At 65.8% G+C, this 21,420-nt stretch carries 23 protein-coding genes and 1 tRNA gene; 15 read left to right on the top strand and 9 right to left on the bottom strand.

Annotated features, from left to right (window positions below; all coding sequences use genetic code 11):
• The first annotated feature begins 4 nt into the window (after positions 1-4).
• On the top strand, positions 5-1,324 hold the full coding sequence (locus JG743_RS07670) for an HlyD family type I secretion periplasmic adaptor subunit (protein WP_202299193.1): 1,320 nt from the start codon (positions 5-7) through the stop codon (positions 1,322-1,324).
• Between the two features lie 92 nt (positions 1,325-1,416).
• On the opposite strand, the gene JG743_RS07665 is transcribed toward JG743_RS07670, so the two are convergent.
• Positions 1,417-1,501, bottom strand: a tRNA-Leu gene (locus tag JG743_RS07665).
• 233 nt (positions 1,502-1,734) lie between these two features.
• Between JG743_RS07665 and JG743_RS07660 the strand changes: the two genes are divergently transcribed.
• Together JG743_RS07660 and JG743_RS07655 are read left to right on the top strand one after the other, a co-directional pair.
• The gene (locus tag JG743_RS07660; RefSeq protein WP_202299192.1) at positions 1,735-2,325 is read left to right on the top strand and encodes a YqaA family protein; all 591 of its coding nucleotides are present in this window, start codon (positions 1,735-1,737) and stop codon (positions 2,323-2,325) included.
• A gap of 25 nt (positions 2,326-2,350) precedes the next feature.
• On the top strand, positions 2,351-2,869 hold the full coding sequence (locus JG743_RS07655; RefSeq protein ID WP_202299191.1) for a disulfide bond formation protein B: 519 nt from the start codon (positions 2,351-2,353) through the stop codon (positions 2,867-2,869).
• A gap of 243 nt (positions 2,870-3,112) precedes the next feature.
• Here JG743_RS07655 and JG743_RS07650 read toward each other — a convergent pair whose 3' ends face one another.
• Positions 3,113-3,670 carry an HNH endonuclease gene (locus JG743_RS07650; protein WP_023677956.1) on the bottom strand — a complete coding sequence of 186 codons (558 nt, stop codon included), beginning with the start codon at positions 3,668-3,670 and terminating at the stop codon, positions 3,113-3,115.
• Positions 3,671-3,799: 129 nt separating this feature from the next.
• The gene (locus JG743_RS07645; RefSeq protein ID WP_202299190.1) at positions 3,800-4,441 is read right to left on the bottom strand and encodes a DNA-3-methyladenine glycosylase family protein; all 642 of its coding nucleotides are present in this window, start codon (positions 4,439-4,441) and stop codon (positions 3,800-3,802) included.
• 98 nt (positions 4,442-4,539) lie between these two features.
• Here JG743_RS07645 and gluQRS point away from each other — a divergent pair, with 98 nt between their 5' ends.
• Complete coding sequence (gene gluQRS, locus JG743_RS07640) at positions 4,540-5,415, top strand: tRNA glutamyl-Q(34) synthetase GluQRS (protein WP_202299189.1); 876 nt, start codon at positions 4,540-4,542, stop codon at positions 5,413-5,415.
• Between the two features lie 137 nt (positions 5,416-5,552).
• Here gluQRS and JG743_RS07635 read toward each other — a convergent pair whose 3' ends face one another.
• A complete protein-coding gene (locus tag JG743_RS07635; RefSeq protein WP_244673083.1) occupies positions 5,553-5,867 on the bottom strand; it encodes a hypothetical protein in 315 nt (104 codons plus the stop codon).
• 155 nt (positions 5,868-6,022) lie between these two features.
• On the opposite strand from JG743_RS07635, the gene JG743_RS07630 reads away from it, so the two are divergent.
• Entirely contained in the window at positions 6,023-6,934 is a 912-nt protein-coding gene (locus JG743_RS07630; RefSeq protein ID WP_202299188.1) for a DMT family transporter, read from the top strand.
• On the opposite strand, the gene JG743_RS07625 is transcribed toward JG743_RS07630, so the two are convergent.
• Positions 6,904-7,755 carry a YihY/virulence factor BrkB family protein gene (locus JG743_RS07625; protein WP_202299187.1) on the bottom strand — a complete coding sequence of 284 codons (852 nt, stop codon included), beginning with the start codon at positions 7,753-7,755 and terminating at the stop codon, positions 6,904-6,906. The two genes, JG743_RS07630 and JG743_RS07625, sit on opposite strands and share 31 nt — an antisense overlap.
• Positions 7,756-7,838: 83 nt before the next feature.
• Here JG743_RS07625 and JG743_RS07620 point away from each other — a divergent pair, with 83 nt between their 5' ends.
• The 7 genes from JG743_RS07620 (at position 7,839) to JG743_RS07590 (ending at position 13,197) form a co-directional block, all read left to right on the top strand.
• The gene (locus tag JG743_RS07620; RefSeq protein WP_202299186.1) at positions 7,839-8,672 is read left to right on the top strand and encodes an SDR family oxidoreductase; all 834 of its coding nucleotides are present in this window, start codon (positions 7,839-7,841) and stop codon (positions 8,670-8,672) included.
• A gap of 22 nt (positions 8,673-8,694) precedes the next feature.
• Positions 8,695-8,886, top strand: a complete 192-nt coding sequence (locus tag JG743_RS07615) for a twin transmembrane helix small protein (protein WP_202299185.1) — start codon at positions 8,695-8,697, stop codon at positions 8,884-8,886.
• Between the two features lie 15 nt (positions 8,887-8,901).
• On the top strand, positions 8,902-9,483 hold the full coding sequence (locus JG743_RS07610) for a cob(I)yrinic acid a,c-diamide adenosyltransferase (RefSeq protein ID WP_202299184.1): 582 nt from the start codon (positions 8,902-8,904) through the stop codon (positions 9,481-9,483).
• A gap of 31 nt (positions 9,484-9,514) precedes the next feature.
• Positions 9,515-10,324 carry a rhomboid family intramembrane serine protease gene (locus JG743_RS07605; RefSeq protein WP_202299183.1) on the top strand — a complete coding sequence of 270 codons (810 nt, stop codon included), beginning with the start codon at positions 9,515-9,517 and terminating at the stop codon, positions 10,322-10,324.
• Positions 10,325-10,496: 172 nt separating this feature from the next.
• A complete protein-coding gene (locus tag JG743_RS07600; RefSeq protein WP_202299182.1) occupies positions 10,497-11,246 on the top strand; it encodes an electron transfer flavoprotein subunit beta/FixA family protein in 750 nt (249 codons plus the stop codon).
• A 23-nt stretch (positions 11,247-11,269) separates the two neighbouring features.
• Positions 11,270-12,199 carry an electron transfer flavoprotein subunit alpha/FixB family protein gene (locus JG743_RS07595; protein WP_202299181.1) on the top strand — a complete coding sequence of 310 codons (930 nt, stop codon included), beginning with the start codon at positions 11,270-11,272 and terminating at the stop codon, positions 12,197-12,199.
• 119 nt (positions 12,200-12,318) lie between these two features.
• Complete coding sequence (locus tag JG743_RS07590) at positions 12,319-13,197, top strand: 3-hydroxybutyryl-CoA dehydrogenase (protein ID WP_202299180.1); 879 nt, start codon at positions 12,319-12,321, stop codon at positions 13,195-13,197.
• Positions 13,198-13,204: 7 nt separating this feature from the next.
• Here JG743_RS07590 and JG743_RS07585 read toward each other — a convergent pair whose 3' ends face one another.
• The 3 genes from JG743_RS07585 to JG743_RS07575 all read right to left on the bottom strand — a co-directional run bounded on the left by JG743_RS07585 (position 13,205) and on the right by JG743_RS07575 (position 16,512).
• On the bottom strand, positions 13,205-15,193 hold the full coding sequence (locus JG743_RS07585; RefSeq protein ID WP_244673082.1) for a PAS domain S-box protein: 1,989 nt from the start codon (positions 15,191-15,193) through the stop codon (positions 13,205-13,207).
• Positions 15,194-15,335: 142 nt separating this feature from the next.
• Positions 15,336-15,974: an NrsF family protein gene (locus tag JG743_RS07580; RefSeq protein ID WP_202299179.1), complete on the bottom strand. Its 639-nt coding sequence runs from the start codon at positions 15,972-15,974 to the stop codon at positions 15,336-15,338.
• Between the two features lies 1 nt (position 15,975).
• Entirely contained in the window at positions 15,976-16,512 is a 537-nt protein-coding gene (locus JG743_RS07575; protein WP_202299178.1) for a sigma-70 family RNA polymerase sigma factor, read from the bottom strand.
• Positions 16,513-16,714: 202 nt separating this feature from the next.
• Between JG743_RS07575 and JG743_RS07570 the strand changes: the two genes are divergently transcribed.
• The 3 genes from JG743_RS07570 (at position 16,715) to JG743_RS07560 (ending at position 20,554) form a co-directional block, all read left to right on the top strand.
• The gene (locus JG743_RS07570) at positions 16,715-17,722 is read left to right on the top strand and encodes an iron ABC transporter substrate-binding protein (protein ID WP_202299177.1); all 1,008 of its coding nucleotides are present in this window, start codon (positions 16,715-16,717) and stop codon (positions 17,720-17,722) included.
• Between the two features lie 175 nt (positions 17,723-17,897).
• Positions 17,898-19,475, top strand: coding sequence for an ABC transporter permease (locus JG743_RS07565; RefSeq protein ID WP_202299176.1), 1,578 nt, complete (start codon positions 17,898-17,900; stop codon positions 19,473-19,475).
• A complete protein-coding gene (locus tag JG743_RS07560; RefSeq protein WP_202299175.1) occupies positions 19,472-20,554 on the top strand; it encodes an ABC transporter ATP-binding protein in 1,083 nt (360 codons plus the stop codon). Before JG743_RS07565 ends, JG743_RS07560 begins: the two co-directional genes overlap by 4 nt.
• A gap of 40 nt (positions 20,555-20,594) precedes the next feature.
• Here JG743_RS07560 and JG743_RS07555 read toward each other — a convergent pair whose 3' ends face one another.
• Positions 20,595-21,398 (bottom strand): phosphodiesterase, encoded by an 804-nt coding sequence (locus JG743_RS07555; RefSeq protein WP_202299174.1) that lies wholly within the window; start codon positions 21,396-21,398, stop codon positions 20,595-20,597.
• Positions 21,399-21,420: the final 22 nt, after the last annotated feature.

Genomic DNA, 21,420 nt, shown 5'->3' with positions numbered 1-21,420 from the left:
GACGATGACAGCCGACAGCCTCACCTTCGACGGCCGGCCGCGCACCGACTTCCGGCGCGTGGCGCTGGCCGGGTATGGGGCAATCGCAATCTTCGCGGGCTGCTTCGGCTACTGGGCGATGAGCGCGCCGCTGTCCGGCGCGGTGATCACGCAAGGCACGATCTCGGCGACCGGCGGCAACATCCTCATCCAGCAGCCCGAGGGCGGCATCGTCCAGCAACTGCTCGTCCATGAGGGCGACCGCGTGCGGCAGGGCGAGGACCTCATCCTGCTCGACCGTACGGCCGCGCAAGCCGACCTCAACCGGCTGACCAGGCAGTCGATCACGCTCAAGGCGACCGCTGCGCGCCTGGAAGCCGAGCGCGACGGACTGGACAGGCTGGCGCCGATCACCGAGGCAGCGCCGGCGCCGTTCCAGCAGGACTTTGAAAATCTCGTCCGGGAACAGCAGAAGGAATTCGACGCCAGGCTCGCCCGCTTCCACTCCGAACAATCGATCATGGCGCAGCGGGTCGCCATGCATCGCGAGTCGGTCGTGGGCCTGAACGCCCAGAAACAGGCCATCCAGCAACAAGCCGAGGTGGTGAAGAAGGAACTCGGCATCAAGACCAGCCTGCTGGACAGGGGCCTTACCAACCGCACCGAATATTCGCAGCTGCTGCGCTCGGAAGCCGATCTCGTCGGCCAGGCCGGCGCGCTGGAGGCAAACCTCGCCGCCGCCAACGGCCAGATCGTCGAAGCCCAGGTGCAGGTCGAGCGGCTGACCACACAGCGCGTCGAGGAGGCGCTGGGCAAGCTCGACGAGGTTCGCACCAACCTCGCCGACATCGACGAGCGGATACGGGCCGCCGAAGCGGTGCTTCAGCGCACCACGATCAAGGCGCCCGCTGCCGGCATCGTGGTGTCGTCGACCTACAATTCGAAGGGCAGCGTGATCGCGCCCGGCGAAAAGATCATGGAGATCCTGCCGACGGCATCGGGCCTCAACGTCGATGCCAAGCTTCGGCCGAAGGACATCGACCAGGTCCGCGTCGGCCAGCCGGCGAAGCTCAGGCTGTCGGCGCTCAACATGCGCCTGACGCCCGAAGTCTCGGCCACAGTGAGCGAGATTTCCGCCGACCGCCTGATCGACCAGGCCACGCACGAACCCTATTTCCGCGCCAGGCTGAAGATTGCCGACGCCCTGCCGCCCGGTGTCAACGCGGACCAGCTTTACCCGGGAACGCCGGTCGAGGCGTTCATCAGCACCGGCAATCGCACCTTCTTCGAATATCTCGCACGGCCGATGCTCGATTCCTTCGCGCGCGCTTTCACCGAGCGGTAGGGTCGCCGAGCGCACGATTCATCATCGTGCCGTCATCGCCGGATCGGTACAGCCGAACGGGTCCAGGAGGCCCGCAGCCTAATTTTTGAAAGTGGTGCCCCTAGCCGGGATCGAACCAGCACTCCTTGCGGAACTCGATTTTGAGTCGAGCGCGTCTACCAATTCCGCCATAGGGGCTCAGGCCGGGCGGCCTGGATGGGCGCGGACTATACGGTTGCGGGCCTGTTCGTCAACTGGCGAGTTTCTGGATCGGCAGGCTGCCCGCGACCAATCTTCACCTTTCGGTTTCGTGAAGGTGCTGCCATTGTGCGGCGCGGAAAATCTTTCTAGACAAGCGGCGCGCCGATGCATGTCGCCCAGAACGACATGCGCGGACAGAGCCTGAAGGGCGGCGCAATACAGGAGAGCCGATGCTTCGCGGACTTTACGACTGGACGCTCTCGCTGGCGGCGCGCAAATCCGCCGAATGGTGGCTGGCTTTCATCGCCTTCGTCGAGAGTTCCGTGTTCCTGGTGCCGGCGGATGTGCTCTATCTGCCGATGGCGCTGTCGAAGCCTGAGCGCGCCTACCGTTATGCGCTGATTGCCACCGCCGCGTCGGTGCTCGGCGGCATCTTCGGCTGGTTCATCGGGCACTATGCCTATGAGGCGGTGGCCAAGCCCATCCTCGAATTCTACGGCAAGTATGACGAGTTCGAGGCGCTGCGCACCTCCTCGGGCGTCGGCTTCATCATCCTGATGCTGATCACCTCGGGCGCCGCCCATCTGCCGCCGATCAAGGTGGTGACGATCCTGTCGGGCGTCATCGGCGTCAATCTGCTGCTGTTCATCGGGCTTGCGATCGTGGCGCGCGGCGCCCGCTTCCTGCTGCTGGCCTGGCTGCTGCGCCGCTACGGCGAACCGATCAAGGAGTTCATCGAGAAGCGCCTCGGCATGATCGTCGGCGCCGGCGCCGCTGCCCTTATTTTGCTCTATATCCTCGTCAGATACGCCCACGCATAGCGACCAAGCCAACGGACCATCTTCGATGACAGCGACCATGAATGCCGACACCGGACGCCAGCGGACGCGCGCCGCCCTGTTCCTCGCCGTCGCCATGGCCGCCACCGTCGGCTCGGCGCTCGCCTTCCAGCACATTGGCGGCTACATCCCCTGCCATCTCTGCCTGGAGCAGCGCACGCCCTATTACGTCGGCGCGCCGCTGATGCTGCTGGCGGCGATCGCCTCGCTGCTCAAGGCGCCGGCCTGGGTGACGCGCGGCCTGCTCGCCGTCGGCGGCCTGTTGATGCTCTACGGCCTCTATCTCGGCGTCTATCACTCCGGCGTCGAATGGGCGTGGTGGCAGGGTCCGGCCGACTGCACCGCCGGCGCCGGCCCGGTCGACACCGGCGGCAAGGGCGTGCTCGACGCGCTCGACAAATTCGTGCCGCCCTCCTGCGACAAGGCGGCGCTGCGCATCCTCGGCCTGTCGCTGGCCGGCTGGAACGCCATCGCCAGCTTCATCCTCGCCGCCGTCGCCTTCCGCAGCGCCTTCGCCCGGGACTGATCAGGCGCGACGCAGAGTTCGTCCAGAAATTCGCCAGCCCGGAGCGGCTGGCGTGGCTTTCGAGAACCGGAGCGGAGCGTACTGAAGTACGTGAGCACCGGAAGCGCAGAAAGCTGCGTCAGACGACCGGGCTCGCGGATTTCTGCCGAACTCTATGGTTCCAGTTCGACATCCCAGTAGAGATAACACCGGAAGCGCAGAAAGCTGCGTCAGACGACCGGGCTCGCGGATTTCTGCCGAACTCTATGGTTCCAGTTCGACATCCCAGTAGAGATAATCCATCCAGCTTTCATGCAGATGGTTGGGCGGGAACAGGCGGCCGTTGTTGTGCAGGTCGTGCACCGTCGGCTGATAGGGTTTTTGCAGCGGCCACATCTTGGCGTGCGCCGGCATCATGCCGCCCTTCCTGAGGTTGCAGGGCGAACAGGCGGCAACCACGTTCTCCCAGGTCGTCGCGCCGCCGCGATGGCGCGGGATGACGTGGTCGAAGGTAAGGTCGTCGGGCGTGCCGCAATACTGGCACTGGAAGCGGTCGCGCAGGAAGACGTTGAAGCGGGTGAAGGCCGGGTGCCTTGACGGCTTCACATAGGCCTTCAAGCTGACGACGCTGGGCAGCTTCATCGAGAAGGTCGGCGACGACACGGCATGCTCGTACTCGGCGACGATGTTGACCCTCTCGAGGAACACTGCCTTGATGGCATCCTGCCATGACCAGAGCGACAGCGGGTAATAGCTGAGCGGACGGTAATCCGCGTTCAGCACCAATGCTGGAAGCCCATCCGGAGATACGGCAACCGTCACGTCGTTGACCTCCTTCCGTCACGAACCGATCGGCGCGGATACTGTAAGCCCGACATGACAGGGATGTGAAGCGGATTGTCGCTTGCCCGAGACGTCAAAAACGCACGATTTTCGTGCTTTCTTGCGTATTTAGGCAGGTGGTGCGGCGTCCCGCCCCCGCGTTTCACGGTAATAGGCCCAGAAAAGCCGCGATGCGACACCTCGCCACGGGCTCCATGATTCGGCGAGACGAATCAGTGTTTTCTCGGGCGGACGCGGGTCGATGCCCAGCGCATGGCCGACCGCGCTCTGCAGCGCGACGTCGCGCGCCGGGAAGACGTCGGGATGGCCGGCGGCGAACAGCAGGTAGCATTCCGCCGTCCACGGGCCGATGCCCGGCACCGCCGTCATCGCCGCGATCGCCTCATCGGCATCGAGCCGGCAGAGATGGTGCAGGTCAAGCCCCCCGACCACGGCGACGGCGACGGCGAGCAGGCCGCGCTGCTTCGGCCGCGACAGCCCGGCCTCGCGAAAAATGTCCTCGCCGGCGGCAAGCACCGCTTCCGGCGTCAGCGGGTCGAGCAGCCTGGTCAGCCGGCCGAAGATCGCATCGGCGCTGGCGCGCGACACCTGCTGGGAGACGACGATCGAGGCCAGGCTCCTGAAGCCCGGCTCGGAGAGCCTCAGCGGCACCTCGCCGGCCATGCCGCGCACCTTTTCCAGCCGCGGGTCGATGCGGCAGAGCGCGTCGAGCCCGCGCGCGATGTCGTCGAGGCTGGAGATGCGCTGCATGTTTGCTTGTTCCCAGGACGCGCACGAAGTGGCAATTGATGGCCGATGCAAAGTAGCAACCGGCGAAAGCGCCGCACAACCCGATTGTCGCCCAAGAGATGACGCTGCTGACATTCCGCTTCGCGCCGAGCCCGAATGGCGACCTGCATCTCGGCCACGCCTATTCGGCGCTGCTCAACCAGCGGCTGGCACGCGCGGCGGGCGGACGCCTGCTGCTGCGCATCGAGGATATCGACACCATGCGCTGCACGCCGGAATTCGAGGCCGGCATCTACCGCGACCTGGAATGGCTGGGGCTGGAGTGGGAAGAACCGGTGCGCCGCCAGTCCGGGCACTTCGCCGAATACCAGGCGGTGCTCGACCGGCTGATCGGGGAAGATCTCGTCTATCCCGCCTTCATGAGCCGTGGCGAGATCCGGGCCCATATCGCCGGCAGCGAGAAACGCGGCCGCGACTGGCCGCGCGATCCCGACGGCGTGCCGCTCTATCCCGCCGCCGACAAGGCCCTGCCGGTCAGCGAGCGCAAGCGGCGGATCGCCGAGAACCTGCCCTTCGCCTGGCGGCTGGATGTCGAAGAGGCGATGGCGCGCGTTTCCGCCGACCTGTCATGGACCGAATTCAGTGACGACACGCTTGGCGGCACGCGGCGCATCGAGGCGCGGCCGCAGGACTGGGGAGACGTGATCGTGGCAAGGCGCGACATCCCGACAAGCTATCACCTCGCCGTCGTCGTCGACGACGCGCTGCAAGGCATCAGCCATGTCGTGCGCGGCCAGGACCTGTTCCTGGCGACCGGCGTTCAGCGCCTGCTGCAGGAAGTGCTTGGCCTGCCGCAGCCGGCCTATTTCCACCACCCGTTGATCCTCGGCCCGGACGGCCGCAAGCTGTCGAAGAGTTTTGGGGATACCGGCCTTGCCGCGCTCAGGCAGGCCGGCGCCTCGCCGGACGACGTCCGGCGGCTGGTCGGCCTATAGATTCTTCGATCTGGGTACGCTCAGATCAGGTCAGGCCGAGTCGAGAACGGCGGATTCCGAGAACCGGAGCGTACTTAAAGTACGTGAGCACCGGAAGCGCAGGAGCCTGCCGTTCGCAGGCCGGCCTCACCTGAATATCACAAGCGAGCCAGGCCTGCCTTGATCAGCGCCATGCCGCTGATGAAGGTGAAGGCTCCGCCCAGGCCCCAGGCAACCGCGAACTTGAGGTCCCTGAGGCTGATGCCGTGCTCGTTGGCGACCATGATCGCGACGAAGAAGCCGAGCGTGAACAGCAGCGTGTTGCCGGTCGAGCCGAAGCCGTCCTCCTGCATGATGGCGTCGAGCGCGGTACCGAAGAAAAAGCCGAAGACGGCGACGGTCGCAACCGTCATCAGCAGCCAGCTTGTGTCGAGATGCAAAAGCATGCCTGCCCATGGCGCGCTGAACGCCATGCCCCTGAGCCAACGGCAGCTATCGGCTGTCGTGGCGCCCTGTGTTGAATTCGAATGAGCTTATGGATCAATCGTTTCGTTTTGATTGCCGGATTGAACGGCATTAGAGCAATCACGCTAGTTACCTCTTCACCCAAGCGACAGGCCCCCCGGACATGCACAGCATCAAGCGGTTCATCCCCGCCTCTTTCGTCGTCCTGTGGGCGACCGGCTTCATCGGCGCGCGCTATGCCATGCCCTGGGCGGAGCCTTTCACGTTTTTGGCGGTGCGCTTCGTCCTGGCCGCCATCCTGCTCGCCGTTCTGACGACCGTGCTCGGCTCCAGGAAAGCCTCCCGCGCGGAGGCCTGCCACGCCGCGGTTGCCGGCGTGCTGATGCATGGCGTCTATCTCGGCGCCGTGTTCTGGGCGATCCACAGCGGGATGCCCGCCGGCTTCTCGGCGCTGATCGTCGGCCTTCAGCCGCTGATCACGGCGGTGCTTGCCGGCAAATTCCTCGGCGAGGCGATCCTGCCGCGCCATTGGACGGGCCTCGCCGTCGGGCTGGTCGGCGTCGTCATCGTGCTGTGGCCGAAGCTCGGAGCCGTTGGCGGCGGCGTCACCGCCGCGACGCTGACCGCTTCGCTGGTCTCGGTGCTGGCCATGAGCGCCGGCACCGTCTGGCAGAAGCGTTTCGCCTCCGGCGGCGACCTGGTGACGGCGACGATGTGGCAGTATGTCGGCGGCGCCGCGCTGATGGCGCTCGCCTCGCTCGCCTTCGAGACGCGCACCGTCACCATCAATGGCGAGCTGATCTTCGCCATGGCATGGCTGGTGCTGGTGCTGTCGATCGGCGCCATCTTCCTGTTGATGGTGATGATCCGCGACGGCGAGATGTCGAAGGTCGCGTCGCTGTTCTACCTGGTGCCTGCGGTCACCGCGGTCATCGCCTGGGCGCTGTTCGGCGAGCATCTCAATCTGCTGCAGATCGTCGGCATGGCGATCGCCACGCTCGGCGTCGGGCTGGCGACCGCTCGGCCGGCTAACCCCGGAAGGTCTCAACCGATGCGGGCGCGCGCCTCGAGATAGCGGCTGATCGCGGCGTTGAGCTCGCCGCCGAGGATGAAGATCGCCGACACGATATAGAGGAAGACCACCGCGATCATGATCGAGGCGAGGCCAGCATAGGTCGTCACATAGGACGAGAAATGGTCGAGATAGGTGGCAAAGATGGTCGAGCCGGCCAGCCAGGCCGCCAGGGTGAAGATGATGCCCGGCACGATCGACAGCAAGCGGCGCTTGCCCGCCGGCAGCCAGAAATGCACCGCGAACAGGCCGATGACGATGACCGTCGAGGCGATGATGTAACGCCATAGGGTGATCGTGCCCATATAGGGCCTGATCCATTCGAGATGGGCCTCCGCCAACCGCGCCAGCAGCGGCGCGAACACCAGCAGCACGCTGATCGCCAGGAAGCAGAACGTTGCGATCAGCACGAAAATGATGCTCTGGACGCGGCGATAGATGATGCCGCGCGTCTCGGAGACCCTGTAGGCGCGGTTGAGCGACGTGCGCAGCGCCTCGATCCCGTTCGAGGCGAAATAGGCGGCGAGCAGCACGCCATAGGTCAAGAGGTCGGTGCGCCTGACCGTGAGCACGTTCAGCACCTCGCGCGCGATCGGCTTGGCGATCTGCTCCGGCCAGGTGTCGAAGACCAGATGCACGGCGGTGTCGGCGAAGGCCTGCGCGCCGAGGAAGCTCGCCAGCGTGGTGGCGAAGATCAGGAACGGAAACAGCGCCATCAGCGAGGTGATCGCCAGATGGCTGGCCATCGCCCAGCCGTCATCGGTGTTGAAATGACCGATCGCGTCATAGAGCACACGGCGCAGGGCGACGATCTTCCGCAACACGTACCGCGTTCCCTTCGATTGTCTCGACGCCGCGAATATGGGAAGGGAATGCGGCAAATGGCAACCCTAGGTCAAACCCCGCCGTGAACGCGCCGCGCACCATCATCGTCACCGGCGCCTCTTCCGGGATTGGCGCCCATTGCGCCCGGGCGCTGAAGGCGGAGGGCTGGCGGGTGTTCGCGACGGCGCGCAAGCCGGCCGACATCGCGGCGCTCGAGGCCGACGGCATCGAGACCTTCTATCTCGACTATCGCGAGCCCGCCTCGATCGAGGCGCTGGTCGCCTCGGTGCTGGAGCGCACCGGCGGGCGGCTCGACGCGCTGTTCAACAACGGCGCCCATGCGCAGCCCGGCGCCGTCGAGGACCTGCCGGTTTCGGCGCTTAAAGAGCAGTTCGAGGCCAATCTCTTCGGCTGGCACGACCTCACCCGCCGCATCGTGCCGGTGATGCGCCGCCAGGGCCATGGCCGGCTCGTCCACTGTTCCTCCATCCTAGGGCTGACGCCGGTCCGCTTTCGCGGCGCCTATTCGGCCTCCAAGCATGCGCTGGAGGGGCTGATGCTGTGCCTGCATCAAGAGCTTCAGGGCAGCGGCATCCATGTCTCGCTGATCGAGCCGGGTCCGGTGACGTCGAAGATCGCCTCGAACGGGCTGTTCTGGTTCCTCAAGAACATCGACCATGAGCATTCCGTCCATCGCGCCGACTACGAGGCTCAACTGGCGCGGCTGAGGGCCGGCGGCAGCGTCTCGCGGCTGAAGCCCGGACCAGAGGTGGTCCACACCGCCTTGCGCCATGCGCTTCTGTCGCGGCGCCCGCGTCCACACTATGTGGTAACGATGCCGGCCAGGATCGGCGTGGTCCTCAAACGCATACTGCCGGCATCGATGCTCTACCGCCTGCTTGCCAAACGCGCCTGAACGGAACTGATTGGAACAGACTATGGCAACCGTCTTCAATATCCTCGCCGTCCTGGTCATGATCGCCGTGGTGTTCGTCCTGATCCGCGGCCTCATCAACATGCTGCGCGGCGGTTCCCCCATGACCTCGAACAAGCTGATGCAGGCGCGCGTGCTGTTGCAGTTCATCGCCTTGGTGCTGATCATGCTGGCGGTGTATTTCACCCGCAAATGACCGGGGAGGCGGCGCATGGTCAAGCTCAACAAGATCTATACCCGCACCGGCGACGACGGCTCCACCGGCCTCGGCACCGGCGAGCGGCGGTTGAAATCCGACCTGCGCATCGACGCCTACGGCACCGTCGACGAGGCCAATGCCTGCATCGGCATGGCTCGCACCCACACCGCTGCCAGCCATCCGTCGATCGATGCCATGCTGTCCCGCATCCAGAACGATCTTTTCGATCTCGGCGCCGACCTCGCCGTGCCGGATGACGGCAAGCCGCTCCCCTACGAGCCGCTGCGCATCGTCGCCTCGCAGACCGATCGCGTCGAAAAGGACATCGACCTCCTCAACAAGGAACTGCAGCCGCTCAAATCCTTCGTTCTGAACGGCGGCACGCCGGCGGCGGCGGCGCTCCACCTCGCCCGCACCGTGGCGCGGCGGGCCGAGCGGATCATGGTGAAGCTGGCGCAGGACCCCGGCGAACAGGTCAGCCGCGAGGCGATCAAATACATCAACCGCGTCTCCGACTTTCTGTTCGTCGCCGCCCGCGCGGTCAATGACAATGGAAAGGCCGACGTGTTATGGGTTCCCGGCAAGAACCGCTGACTCCCGGTGGAAGCGGAAGGTCCAGGGCCGCATGTTCATCCCGCTATACGACACCAACAGGCTGCGCCACATCCGCCTGCAATATGTGACGATCGGCCTGATCGCCATCAACGTGCTCGTCTATTTCGCCACCACGCTTGGCGGCGAGGATTTCACCAACGCGGCGGTGCTCGGCCTTGGCTTCATCCCCTCCGTCGTCCACGACAAGGTCGAGTTGTCGCCCGAATTCATCGTCATTCCGGAGAGCCTGAGCTACCTGACCTATTCCTTCCTGCACGCCGACATCTTCCACCTCGGCGGCAACATGCTGTTCCTGTGGGTTTTCGGCGACAATGTCGAGGACGCGCTCGGCCACATCCGCTACCTGATCTTCTACCTGCTTTGCGCCATCGCCGGGGCCTTTTTCCAGGGGTTGGTGGCCTGGGATTCGCAGGTGCCGCTGATCGGCGCCTCTGGCGCCATTGCCGGCGTCGTCGCCGCCTATCTGATCCTTTACCCAAGGGTGAAGGTCTGGGTTCTCGCCTTCGCCCGCATTCCCTTGCGTATCCCGGCCTTCATCCCGCTTATCCTTTGGATCGTTTTCCAGATCGTCATGTTCGCGGCAGGCGGCGAGGACCAGGTTTCCTGGGCTTGTCATATCGGCGGCATCATCGCCGGCGCGGTGCTGGTGCTTGTCCTGCGCAGCCGCGGCGTGCCGCTTCTCGCCGGCGCGGACGGGGAACCGGACGTCTCGCCGAACGTCGAACAGGCGCCTGTCCCGGCCGAGCCGACCGCAACCGCTCCAGCTCCGGCGCAGCCCGCGCCGCAGTGGGGTCGCGGCGCCGCTTCAAGCCCGGACTGAACCGATTTGAGTGCGTGTCGGATATTGACGCGCCCGATTCCCGCCACTACGGAAACGCCACCGCAACGGCGGATGAAGACCAGAATTCCGTCTGGAATGTCGGCTTTCGACAACTCTGAGCAGGCGCGCGCTGCTATAGCGCGCCCAAAATCTTGAAAGAGGTGACAGGAAAATGAAGATCCTTGTGCCCGTGAAGCGGGTTGTGGATGCCAATGTTAAGGTCCGGGTCAAGTCGGACGGTTCAGCGGTCGAGCTCGCCAACGTCAAGATGGCTATGAACCCGTTCGACGAGATCGCGGTCGAGGAAGCGATCCGGCTGAAGGAAGCCGGCAAGGCGGAGGAGATCATCGTCGTCTCGATCGGCCCGCAGCAGGCGCAGGAGACGCTGCGCACCGCGCTCGCCATGGGCGCCGACCGCGCCATCCTGGTCAAGACCGACGAGCAGACCGAGCCGCTCGGCGTCGCCAAGGTGTTGAAGGGCGTGGTCGAGGCCGAAAAGCCCGGCCTCGTCATCCTCGGCAAGCAGGCGATCGACGACGACTCGAACCAGACCGGCCAGATGCTGGCTGCCCTGCTTGGCTGGGCTCAAGGCACCTTCGCCTCCAAGGTCGAGCTCGCCGGCGACAAGGCCAAGGTGACGCGCGAGGTCGATGGCGGCCTGCAGACGGTGGAGCTGAAGATGCCGGCGATCGTGACCGCCGACCTTCGCCTCAACCAGCCGCGCTACGCCTCGCTGCCCAACATCATGAAGGCAAAGAAGAAGCCACTCGACGAGAAGAGCCCGGCCGACTACGGCGCCGACGTCAAGCCGCGGCTCAAGGTGATCAAGACCGAGGAGCCGGGCGGCCGCAAGGCGGGCGTCAAGGTCAAGAGCGTCGCCGAGCTGATCGACAAGCTCAAGAACGAAGCCGGCGTGCTGTAAGCGATCGGGAAAGGAACAAGAAAATGGCTATTCTCCTCATCGCCGAACACGACAACGCAACCCTTTCCGACCAGACCGCCAAGGCGCTGTCGGCGGCGCTTCAGATCGGTTCGGACGTGCATGTGCTGGTGGCCGGCAAGGGCGCCAAGGGCGCGGCGGACGCCGCTTCGAAGCTGAAAGGCGTGAGCAAGGTGCTGCTCGCCGAGGCCGACGAGCTTGCCGAGCGCCTTGCCGAGCCGACGGCGGCACTGGTCGTGTCGCTGGCTGGCGCCTACGACACCATCATCGCTCCGGCGACCTCGACGGGCAAGAACGTCGCGCCGCGCGTGGCTGCCCTGCTCGACGTCGCGCAGGTGTCCGAGATCATCGAAGTGGTCTCGCCCGACACCTTCAAGCGTCCGATCTATGCCGGCAACGCCATCCAGACCGTGCAGGCCACCGACGCCAAGAAGGTGATCACGGTGCGCACAGCTTCCTTCCAGGCGGCACCCGAAGGCGGCTCCGCTGCCGTCACGACCGTCAATGCGGCGGCCAATCCAGGCCTCTCCTCCTTCGTCGAGAACAAGCTTTCCGAGACCGACCGTCCGGAACTGACCTCGGCCAAGATCATCATCTCCGGCGGCCGCGCGCTCGGCTCCTCGGAGAAGTTCCAGGAAGTCATCCTTCCGGTCGCCGACAAGCTCGGCGCCGCCGTCGGCGCAAGCCGTGCCGCTGTCGACGCCGGCTACGCCCCGAACGACTGGCAGGTCGGCCAGACCGGCAAGGTGGTCGCCCCCGACCTCTACATCGCGGTCGGCATTTCCGGCGCCATCCAGCACCTCGCCGGCATGAAGGATTCCAAGGTCATCGTCGCCATCAACAAGGACGAGGAGGCGCCGATCTTCCAGGTTGCCGACTACGGCCTCGTCGGCGATCTCTTCGTCATTCTGCCGGAACTGCAAAAGGCGCTTTGACGCTCTCTGCGGAAGCGTATTAAATTGTGAAGGGCGGGGTAGACGAAGTCGCCCCGCCCTTTTAGTTTGCACCGCACAAAAAGCGGGCCACCAAGGCCCTTTTCGACGGGATCGCTGCAATGAGCAAGATCGAGACGATCGGCATCGTCGGCGCTGGCCAGATGGGCGGCGGCATCGCCCATGTCTCCGCGCTTTCCGGCTACAAGGTGCTGATCTACGACATTTCTCCCGAGCGCATCGAGAAGGGCATCGCCACAATCAGCGGCAACATGGCCCGTCAGGTAGGCTCCGGCAAGCTGGAGGAGAAGGCCCGCAACGAGGCGATGGCGCGCATTTCAGCCGCTTCCGCGATGGCCGATCTCGCCGGCGCCGATCTGGTGATCGAGGCCGCCACCGAGGACGAGACGGTCAAGCGCAAGATCTATGCCCAGCTCTGCCCGCAGTTGAACCCGGAGGCGATCCTGGCGACGAACACCTCGTCGATCTCGATCACCCGGCTTGCCGCGCAGACCGATCGGCCCGAGCGCTTCATCGGCATACATTTCATGAACCCGGTCCCGGTCATGAAGCTGGTCGAGCTGGTGCGCGGCATCGCCACCGAGGACCAGACCTTCGAGGCCGCCAAGGCCTATGTGAGGCACCTCGACAAGACGATCACCGTCTCCGAGGATTTCCCCGCCTTCATCGTCAACCGCATCCTGCTGCCGATGATCAACGAGGCGATCTACACGCTCTATGAAGGCGTCGGCACGGTCGATGCGATCGACACCGCCATGAAGCTCGGCGCCAACCACCCGATGGGACCGCTGCAGCTGGCCGACTTCATCGGTCTGGATACGTGCCTGTCGATCATGCAGGTGCTGCATGAGGGCCTGTCGGATTCGAAATACCGCCCCTGCCCGCTGCTGGTGAAATATGTCGAGGCCGGCTGGCTCGGCCGCAAGACCGGCCGTGGCTTCTACGACTATCGCGGCGAGCATCCGGTGCCGACGCGCTGATCCCGGTTCAGGACGCCGCCGCCAGCGGCTTGGCCGCTTCGGCCTGTTCGCCTTCGGCGTCCTCGTCGGGCGCGGTGGAAACGCAGCCTCGCCCGGCTGCCTTGGCCGCATAGCAGGCGGCGTCGGCCCGCGCGATGATCTCGTCCACCTCGCCGCAGCCGGCGCGGATCGGGGCCAGCCCGATGCTGGCGCCGATCGAATGCGCCCGGCCGTCCCAGGTGAAATTCAGGCCGCGGATCGCGTCGATGATGGAACGCGCCGCGATTTTGGCGCCGGCCGCGGAGCCCGATTTCAGGATGACCGCGAATTCGTCGCCGCCGAGGCGGGCGACAAGGTCTTCCGGGCCGAGCACGCCGCGGATGGCATTGGCGACCCGCTTCAGCAGGGCATCGCCGGCGGCGTGGCCGCCCGTGTCGTTGACCTGCTTGAAATGGTCGAGGTCGATGAACATGAACTGATGCTCGCCGTCTCCGGCGAAACCCGTCGCTCCGGTCTTGCCGCTTTGATCGGCAAGGTCCTCCATGGCGCGGATGAAGCTCGACCGGTTAGCAAGCCCGGTGAGCGCATCATGCGCGGCGGCATGGGCGAGCTGGCGCTGCAGGGCGCGCGCATCGGTGAAATCCTGGAACACGATGACCAGCCCGCAGAACTCAGCCCGTTCGTTCATGATCGGCGACACGACCTGCCGGATGCTGCAGCGCGTGTCGTCGCGCCGGATCAGCACCGCGCGGCTGTTGTGGTCTGCCGGGCCAGGGCTGCCGGCCGGGGGCCGCGCCACACCGATCCGCTGACCCGTTTCCTCGTCGACCGCCCAATAGACATGACCGAGCGTCTTGCCGAGTCCCTCGCCGACCGAAACACCGGTCAGCTTTTCAGCGACCGGATTCATGAAGGTGATGCGGTTGGCGGCATCCGTGCAGATGACGGCGTCGCCGATCGACTGCAGCGTCACCTTCAGCCGTTCCTTTTCGTCGGCCAGCATCGCCGCCGAGACGATCAGCCGCGCTTCGGCCTCCTTGCGCTGGGTGATGTCGGTGAGGCTGCCGATCGCCCGGATCAGCCGCCCATCGCCGTCGCGTTCGAGGGCCTTGCCGCGGTCGAGGATCCAGACCCAGTGGCCATCCTTGTGGCGCATGCGGTATTCGGCCTCGAAGAACGGCGTCTCGCCGGCAAGATGGGCGCGATCGGCCTCGGCGACGATCGCGCGGTCGTCCGGATGGATCATCATCAGCCAGCGATCGGGGTCGCCGTTCAGCTCGCCATCGACATAGCCCAGCATCTTCACCCAGGTCGCGGAATAGGTGGTGCCGCCCTTGCGCAGATCGAAATCCCAGACGCCCTGGCCGGCGCTAGCCAGAGCGAAGTTCCAGCGCGTTTCGGCTTCCGCGATGCGTGCCTCGGACTTCTTGCGGGCGTCGATGTCCTCGATCTGCGAGACCAGGTAGAGCGGCCGGCCGCTATCTTCGTCGCGGATCACCGACCCGGCAAGCTGCGCCCAGACCGGCGTCCCATCCTTCTTGAGATATCGTTTCTCGAAATGGAAGGAATCGATCTTGCCTTCCTTCAGGTTCACCATGGTGTCCCGGCCGATCTGCAGGTCGTCGGGATGCGTGATCTGGAAAAAGGTCTTCGCCTCGATCTCCTCGCGGCTGTAATCGAGCATGGCGGCGAAGGCCGGGTTGGTCTGCACGATGCGGCCATCGAGCCCGACGATGGCGACGCCGATCGCCGAATCCTCCATGGCGCGGCGGAAGCGCTGCTCGCTCTCGGCGATCTGGCGGCGGTCGTCGACGATCTGGCGAATGAAGAAGGCGGCAAGGAACAGCGATGCCGCGATCATGGCGTCCGACACCTGCAGGCTGAGCTTCAGGGTCTCGGCGCCGAGATCGAGGCGCGACGACAGGATCGAGGCCGCGGCGGCGACAAGGCCGACCGCCATCAGGATCAGCGCCGAGTATCTGCCGACCCGTGGGCCTTTCCAATTCCACCGAGTCACAATGCGTTCCGCCCCAATGCGCAATTGCACGTTGATGCAACCCTGGCGGATCGATTTTAAGGAAAGGTTGCATTGGGGACGGAGGCGGCAATGCTAACCGGCAAACAATTGCCGGCATGATTAAGGATCGGTGTCCGTGGCGCTACCAGCGCACGAACAACCGTCCGCCGAGCGCGCCGAGCCCCGTCAGGATGATGACCGCGATCGTGTACCAGGTGGCGACGAAAAGCGGAGAGTCATCGAAGCAATGCGCGGCATAGAAGGTCGCCGACACCCCGCCGGCGAGCAGGCCGGCGACCGCGCCCGAAAGCACCGGCCGCGTCGGGGCGCCATGGCGCAGCATCCAAAGAAAGACGGCGAGCGGCCCGAGGCCGATCAGCGGTATGAAGGTCATGCAGATCATCATGTTGGAGCCGATGAGCCGCTTGCCCCATTCGCCTGCGGGCACCGCGAAAAGCTCGAGGATCACCGCCACGACCACCAGCGCGGGCGCGACAGCCATCCAGGCCATAGCCCTGGCCGTCGGCGCGCCGGGGCTCGACAGGGCCCGGATCAGCACGAAGGCGCTGACGGCAAGCGCGATGGTGAAGACGAATTTGGACAGGAAGCGCATGGTGTGCATGGCAACCATGAGGTCGGGGCGCGGGCCGATGGTCAGCCAGAACACCGCCGCCGCGATTGCCGCCGCCGCGGCGACGGCCAGCCACCAGGCGGAGCCGAGCGGCATCGCCTGGCTGCGGGCATCGGCGTCGAGCGCCTTGATGAGATCCTCGGTCCTCATGTCACTGTCGTCCGAACCGTTTGGCAATGGCGGCAAGGCCGCGATGCAGCGACACCCTGACCGCCGTCTCCGTGATGCCGAATTTCGCCGCCGTTTCGCCGATCGAGCGGCCCTCGACCGACACCGCCGAGACCACCGAGCGCTGCGCCGGCGGCAGGCTCTCCAGCACCCGGTTGATGTCGCGTTCGCTCACCGTCTCGGTTTCCGGCTCGGCGAAGGTCTCGGCGATCTCGTCGATCTCGACCTCGACGCGACGCCCGCGTCGCCGGAAGGCGTCGATCAGCTTGAAGCGCGCTATGGCATAGATCCATGGCAATACCGGCGCGTCCTGGCGCCAGGTGTGCCGTTTGACGTGAATGGCCAGCAAGGTTTCCTGCACGACATCCTCGGGGTCGACCCCGCCCTGTACGATCTTGCGCCGGGCAAAGCCGCGAACGAGAGCGGCCGTCCGCGTCAGAAAGTCGGCGTAAGCCCTTTCGTCTCCCGCGATCGCGGCCCTGAGCAACCGGGAAAGCTCGGCCTCATCCTTGCCGGTCACAAGAGTTTTCTCCCCCGAAGTTCGCGTCTCGGCGCAGATTTGTTACGTGGCCGGCGAAATAATGTCCAAGCCAAAGTGCCGGAGAATCACGAAAGTTTGCGCCCGGCGACCGAATGAAGCAGCCTTCAATGTTGACTATCCTAATCAGGTATTGGTAGGTGCAGCCGTGCCAACCAAGACCATCAGATCAAGGACGACGCCCATGAGACTAGCCCTTTCCACCCTTGCCGGCGCCACGGTGCTGGCGCTCGGCCTGTTTGCCGCCCCGGCCATGGCCGAGGACGCCGGCATCGTCGTCTACAACGCCCAGCATGAGAGCCTCGCCAAGGAATGGGCTGAGGGCTTCACCAAGGAAACCGGCATCAAGGTGACGCTGCGCAATGGCGGCGACAGCGATTTCTCCAACCAGATCGTCGCCGAGGGCGCAGCCTCGCCGGCCGACGTGTTCCTGACGGAGAATTCGCCGGCCATGGCGCTCGTCGAGGCGGCAGGCCTGTTCGCGCCGGTCGACGCCGACACGCTGGCGCAGGTGCCGCAGGACTATCAGCCCGCCAGCGGCAAATGGGTCGGCGTCGCCGCGCGCAGCACCGTCTTTGCCTATGACAAGACCAAGCTCAAGGCAGACCAATTGCCCAAGTCGCTGCTCGACCTCGCCGATCCGAGCTGGAAAGGCCGCTGGGCCGCCTCGCCCTCGGGGGCCGATTTCCAGGCCATCGTCAGCGCGCTGCTGCAGCTGAAGGGCGAGGCCGCCACGGCCGACTGGCTGAAGGCGATGAAGGAGAACTTCACCGCCTACAAGGGCAACAGCACGGTGATGAAGGCGGTCAATGCCGGCGAGATCGAAGGTGGCGTGATCTACCACTATTACTATATCGGCGATCAGGCCAAGACCGGCGAAAACAGCAAGAACGTCGCGCTCCATTATTTCAAGAACCAGGACCCCGGCGCGTTCGTCTCGATCTCCGGCGGCGGCGTGCTGGCCTCGAGCAAGCACCCGAAGGAAGCCCAGGCGTTCCTGAAGTGGGTGACCGGCAAGGGCGGCCAGGCCGTGCTGAAGAACGGCACCTCCTTCGAATACGCCGTCGGCAAGGGCGCCGAATCCAACCCGAAGCTGGTGCCGCTGGCCGACCTGCAGGCGCCGAAAGTCGATCCGACGACACTGAACTCCAAGAAGGTGACCGATCTGATGACGGCCGCCGGCTTGCTTTAGTTCGCGTTCGTCCTAAAAGGGCAACCGACTGCGCTCCTGCGGGAATTCGCTTTCCGCGGGAGCGCTCTGTTTTAGAGATGGCATCGTCGATGACGACAAGCTGCGTTCCTGGCTGCGATCAGCGCGCCTTCGGCCACTTTCGTCCGCGGGCCGAGGCGGCGCGGCGTCCGGTCTGATGCAAGCGGCGGTCGACCTCACCCATTCGGGCCTGCCGGCGGCGGGGCGCCCGCGGCGCCGGCGATCGACGTCCTGGATCCTGCTTGCCGCCGCTTTGGTCTCGCTGCTTGCGCTGCTGCCGCTGGCCTTTATCGTCTGGATCGCGATTCAGACCGGCTGGGAGACCGTCTCGGCGCTGATCTTCCGCCCGCGTGTCGGCGAACTCCTGATCAACACTGTGCTGCTGGTGGTGCTGGCGGTTCCGATCGCCATTGCCCTTGCGGTGGCGCTGGCCTGGCTGACCGAGCGCAGCGACCTGCCCGGCGCCCGCCTGTGGGCCTGGCTGTCGGTGGCGCCGCTCGCCATTCCGGCCTTCGTCCACAGCTATGCCTGGATCAGCCTGGTGCCGGGACTGCACGGCCTGTGGGCCGGCGTGCTCGTCTCGGTCATCGCCTATTTTCCGTTCCTCTATCTGCCCATCTCGGCGGCGCTGCGCCGGCTCGATCCGGCGCTGGAGGACGCCGCCGCGGCGCTCGGCCTCGGTCCGTGGCGGGTCTTCGCGCGAGTCGTGCTGCCGCAGCTGAGGCTGGCCATCTGCGGCGGCTCGCTGCTGGTCGGCCTGCATCTGCTGGCCGAATACGGCCTCTATGTCTTCATCCGCTTCGACACCTTCACCACGGCGATCGTCGACCAGTTCCAGTCGACCTTCAACGGGCCGGCCGCCAACATGCTCGCTGCCGTGCTGGTGACGTGCTGCTTCGTGCTGCTCGCCCTGGAGGTGCTGGTGCGCGGCGAGGAGCGTTATGCCCGCGTCGGCTCCGGTGCGGCCCGCCAGCAGCAGCGCGCCAGCCTCAGCCGCGCCACGCTGCCTTGCCTGGCGCTGCCGGCCATCACCGCGCTGCTTTCGCTCGGCGTTCCCTTCGTCACCATTGGCCGCTGGCTGCTGGCCGGCGGCGCCGAGGTCTGGCGCCTCGACGAGATCGGTCTGGCGCTCGGCCAGACGCTGGTCCTGGCGCTGGCCGGCGCCCTGCTCGCCACCATCGCCGCCATGCCGATGGCCTGGATCTCGATCCGCGCGCCTGGGCCGCTGCAGCGCCTGCTCGAGGGCTGCAACTATATCGTCGGCTCGCTGCCCGGCGTCGTTATCGCGCTGGCGCTGGTCACCATCACCGTGCGCATCGCCATGCCGCTCTACCAGACGCTGTTCACCATCCTCTTCGCCTACGCGCTGATGTTCCTGCCGCGCGCTTTGGTCAGCCTCAGGGCTTCGATCGCGCAGGCGCCGGTCGAGCTCGAACGCGCCGCCTCGAGCCTCGGCAGGGCGCCGCTCAAGGCACTGTGGTCGACGACCATCCGGCTGTCGGCGCCGGGTGCCGCAGCCGGCATGGCGCTGGTGGCGCTCGGCATCATGAACGAACTGACCGCCACCCAGATGCTGGCGCCAAACGGCACCCGCACGCTGGCCATGGCCTTCTGGTCCTACAGCGGCGAGATCGACTATGCCTCGGCCGCCCCCTATGCCTTCATCATGGTGGCGATGTCGCTGCCGCTGACCTGGCTGCTCTATGTCCAGTCGAAGAGGATGGCCGGACGATGAGCTTCCTGGAACTGTCTGGCGTGGCCAAGCACTACGGCCCGGTGGCGGCGCTGGCCGGCGTCGACCTCAGCGTCGAGAGCGGCAGCCGCACGGCGATCGTCGGGCCATCCGGATGCGGCAAGACCACCTTGCTCAGGCTGATCGCAGGGTTCGAGGCACCGGACCAGGGCCGCATCGTGCTCGACGGCGAGGTGCTGGCCAATGGCGGCGCCGCGGTGCCGGCGCACCGGCGCGGCATCGGCGTGGTCGCCCAGGACGGGGCGCTGTTTCCGCACCTCACCATCGCCGACAATATCGGCTTCGGCCTGGCGCGGAACGCCGAGAAGCGCCTGGAGCACATCGTCGAGCTCGCCTACATCGTCGGGCTCGACAAGGCGATCCTGAAGCGCCGCCCGCACGAGCTCTCCGGCGGCCAGCAGCAGCGCGTGGCGCTTGCCCGCGCCATGGCCATGAAGCCGCGCCTGATGCTGCTCGACGAGCCGTTCTCGGCGCTCGACACCGGCTTGCGCGCCTCGATGCGCAAGGCGGTGGCCGAGTTGCTGGAAGCTGCCGGGATCACCACCATCCTGGTCACCCACGACCAGGCCGAGGCGCTGTCCTTCGCCAGCCAGGTCGCGGTGATGCGCGACGGTCTGTTCTCGCAGGTCGGCACGCCGCGCGAGCTCTACTTCCATCCGAAGGACAGGATGGTCGCCGAATTCCTCGGCGACGCCATAATCCTGCCGGCGAAGATCGCCGACGGTTTCGCCATCTCGCCGCTCGGCCGCATCGCCGTCGACACCGCCGAGCGCCGCGATGTCGCCCGCATCATGCTGAGGCCGGAACAGGTGATTTTGAAACGCACCTCGCGCGAAGGCATGTCGGGAACGCCGGAGATGCTGTTCGCCGAGGTCACTGACTCCGAATTCGCTGGCGCGATGTGCACGGTTGCGGTGCGGCTCCTCAACAGCCCCGATCCGCCGGACGCCGCGGCGATCGGCAACACGCCGCTCATCCTGCGCAAGCCCGGCATCGACGCGCCGGCGCTCGGCGAGATCGTGCGCCTGACCGTCTCCGGCAAGGCGCATGTGTTTGCCTGACTTCAATCGGCCTGCAGCCGCAGGCCGCTCTTGAGGCGCACTATTCGACGCGCTGGCCGGTCGCCGGCGAATAGGCCGGCCAGCGCTCGAGGAAGTCACAATTGTGCACGACAACCCGCCGCGCGGCGGCATCAATGAGGGCGATCGCATAGGTCGGCGGCGCCTGCTCGACCACCTCTTCGCCGACCAGATCGAGCACGAAGCGGGCATGCAGGCCGCGCTGCGCGGAAAACGGAATGCCGCCGACGGTGCCGGCGATGTCGCGATGGACATGGCCAAAGAAGATATGGCCGACATTGCCATGGCGCCTGAGCAGTTCCACAAAGCGTGCGGGTTGCTCGAGCCCGAGCGGATCGAGCAGCGCCAGGCCGAGCTCGACCGGCGGATGATGCAGGAAGATGTAGGCCTGCCGGCCCGCCGCCGCGCCGAGCCTAGCGTCCAGCCAGACCAGCCGCCTGTCGCACAATTCGCCGGTGACACGGCCCTCGGCCAGACTGTCGAGGAACAGCAGCGACGCCTCCGGCGTGTCGAAGGCCGATTGAACGAAGCCATTCTCGTCGACCGGATGCTCGGGAAAGGCGGTGATCAGGTTGGCGCGCCGGTCGTGATTTCCCGGCAGCAGCCGGTAGGGCACCGACAGCCGCGCCAGGGCCGATCTGAGGTCGGCGTAGCTCTGCGCCTCACCGGCCTCGGTGAGGTCGCCGGTGAAGATGCAAAGCGCGGCATCGCCGTGGCGGGCATTGATATGGTCGATGCAGCGGTCGAGCCGCTCATGCAGATCCGCGCCAAAGCGGATTTCGCCGCGGCGGCCGAGATGGGCGTCGGTGACCTGGATGATTTTCATTTTGCGACCTTCTTTCGATCAG

This window comes from Mesorhizobium sp. 131-2-1 (assembly GCF_016756535.1).
Lineage (GTDB): Bacteria > Pseudomonadota > Alphaproteobacteria > Rhizobiales > Rhizobiaceae > Mesorhizobium.
Note: the sequence above shows the minus strand (reverse complement) of the source record. Positions and strands in the feature narration are given on the sequence as shown.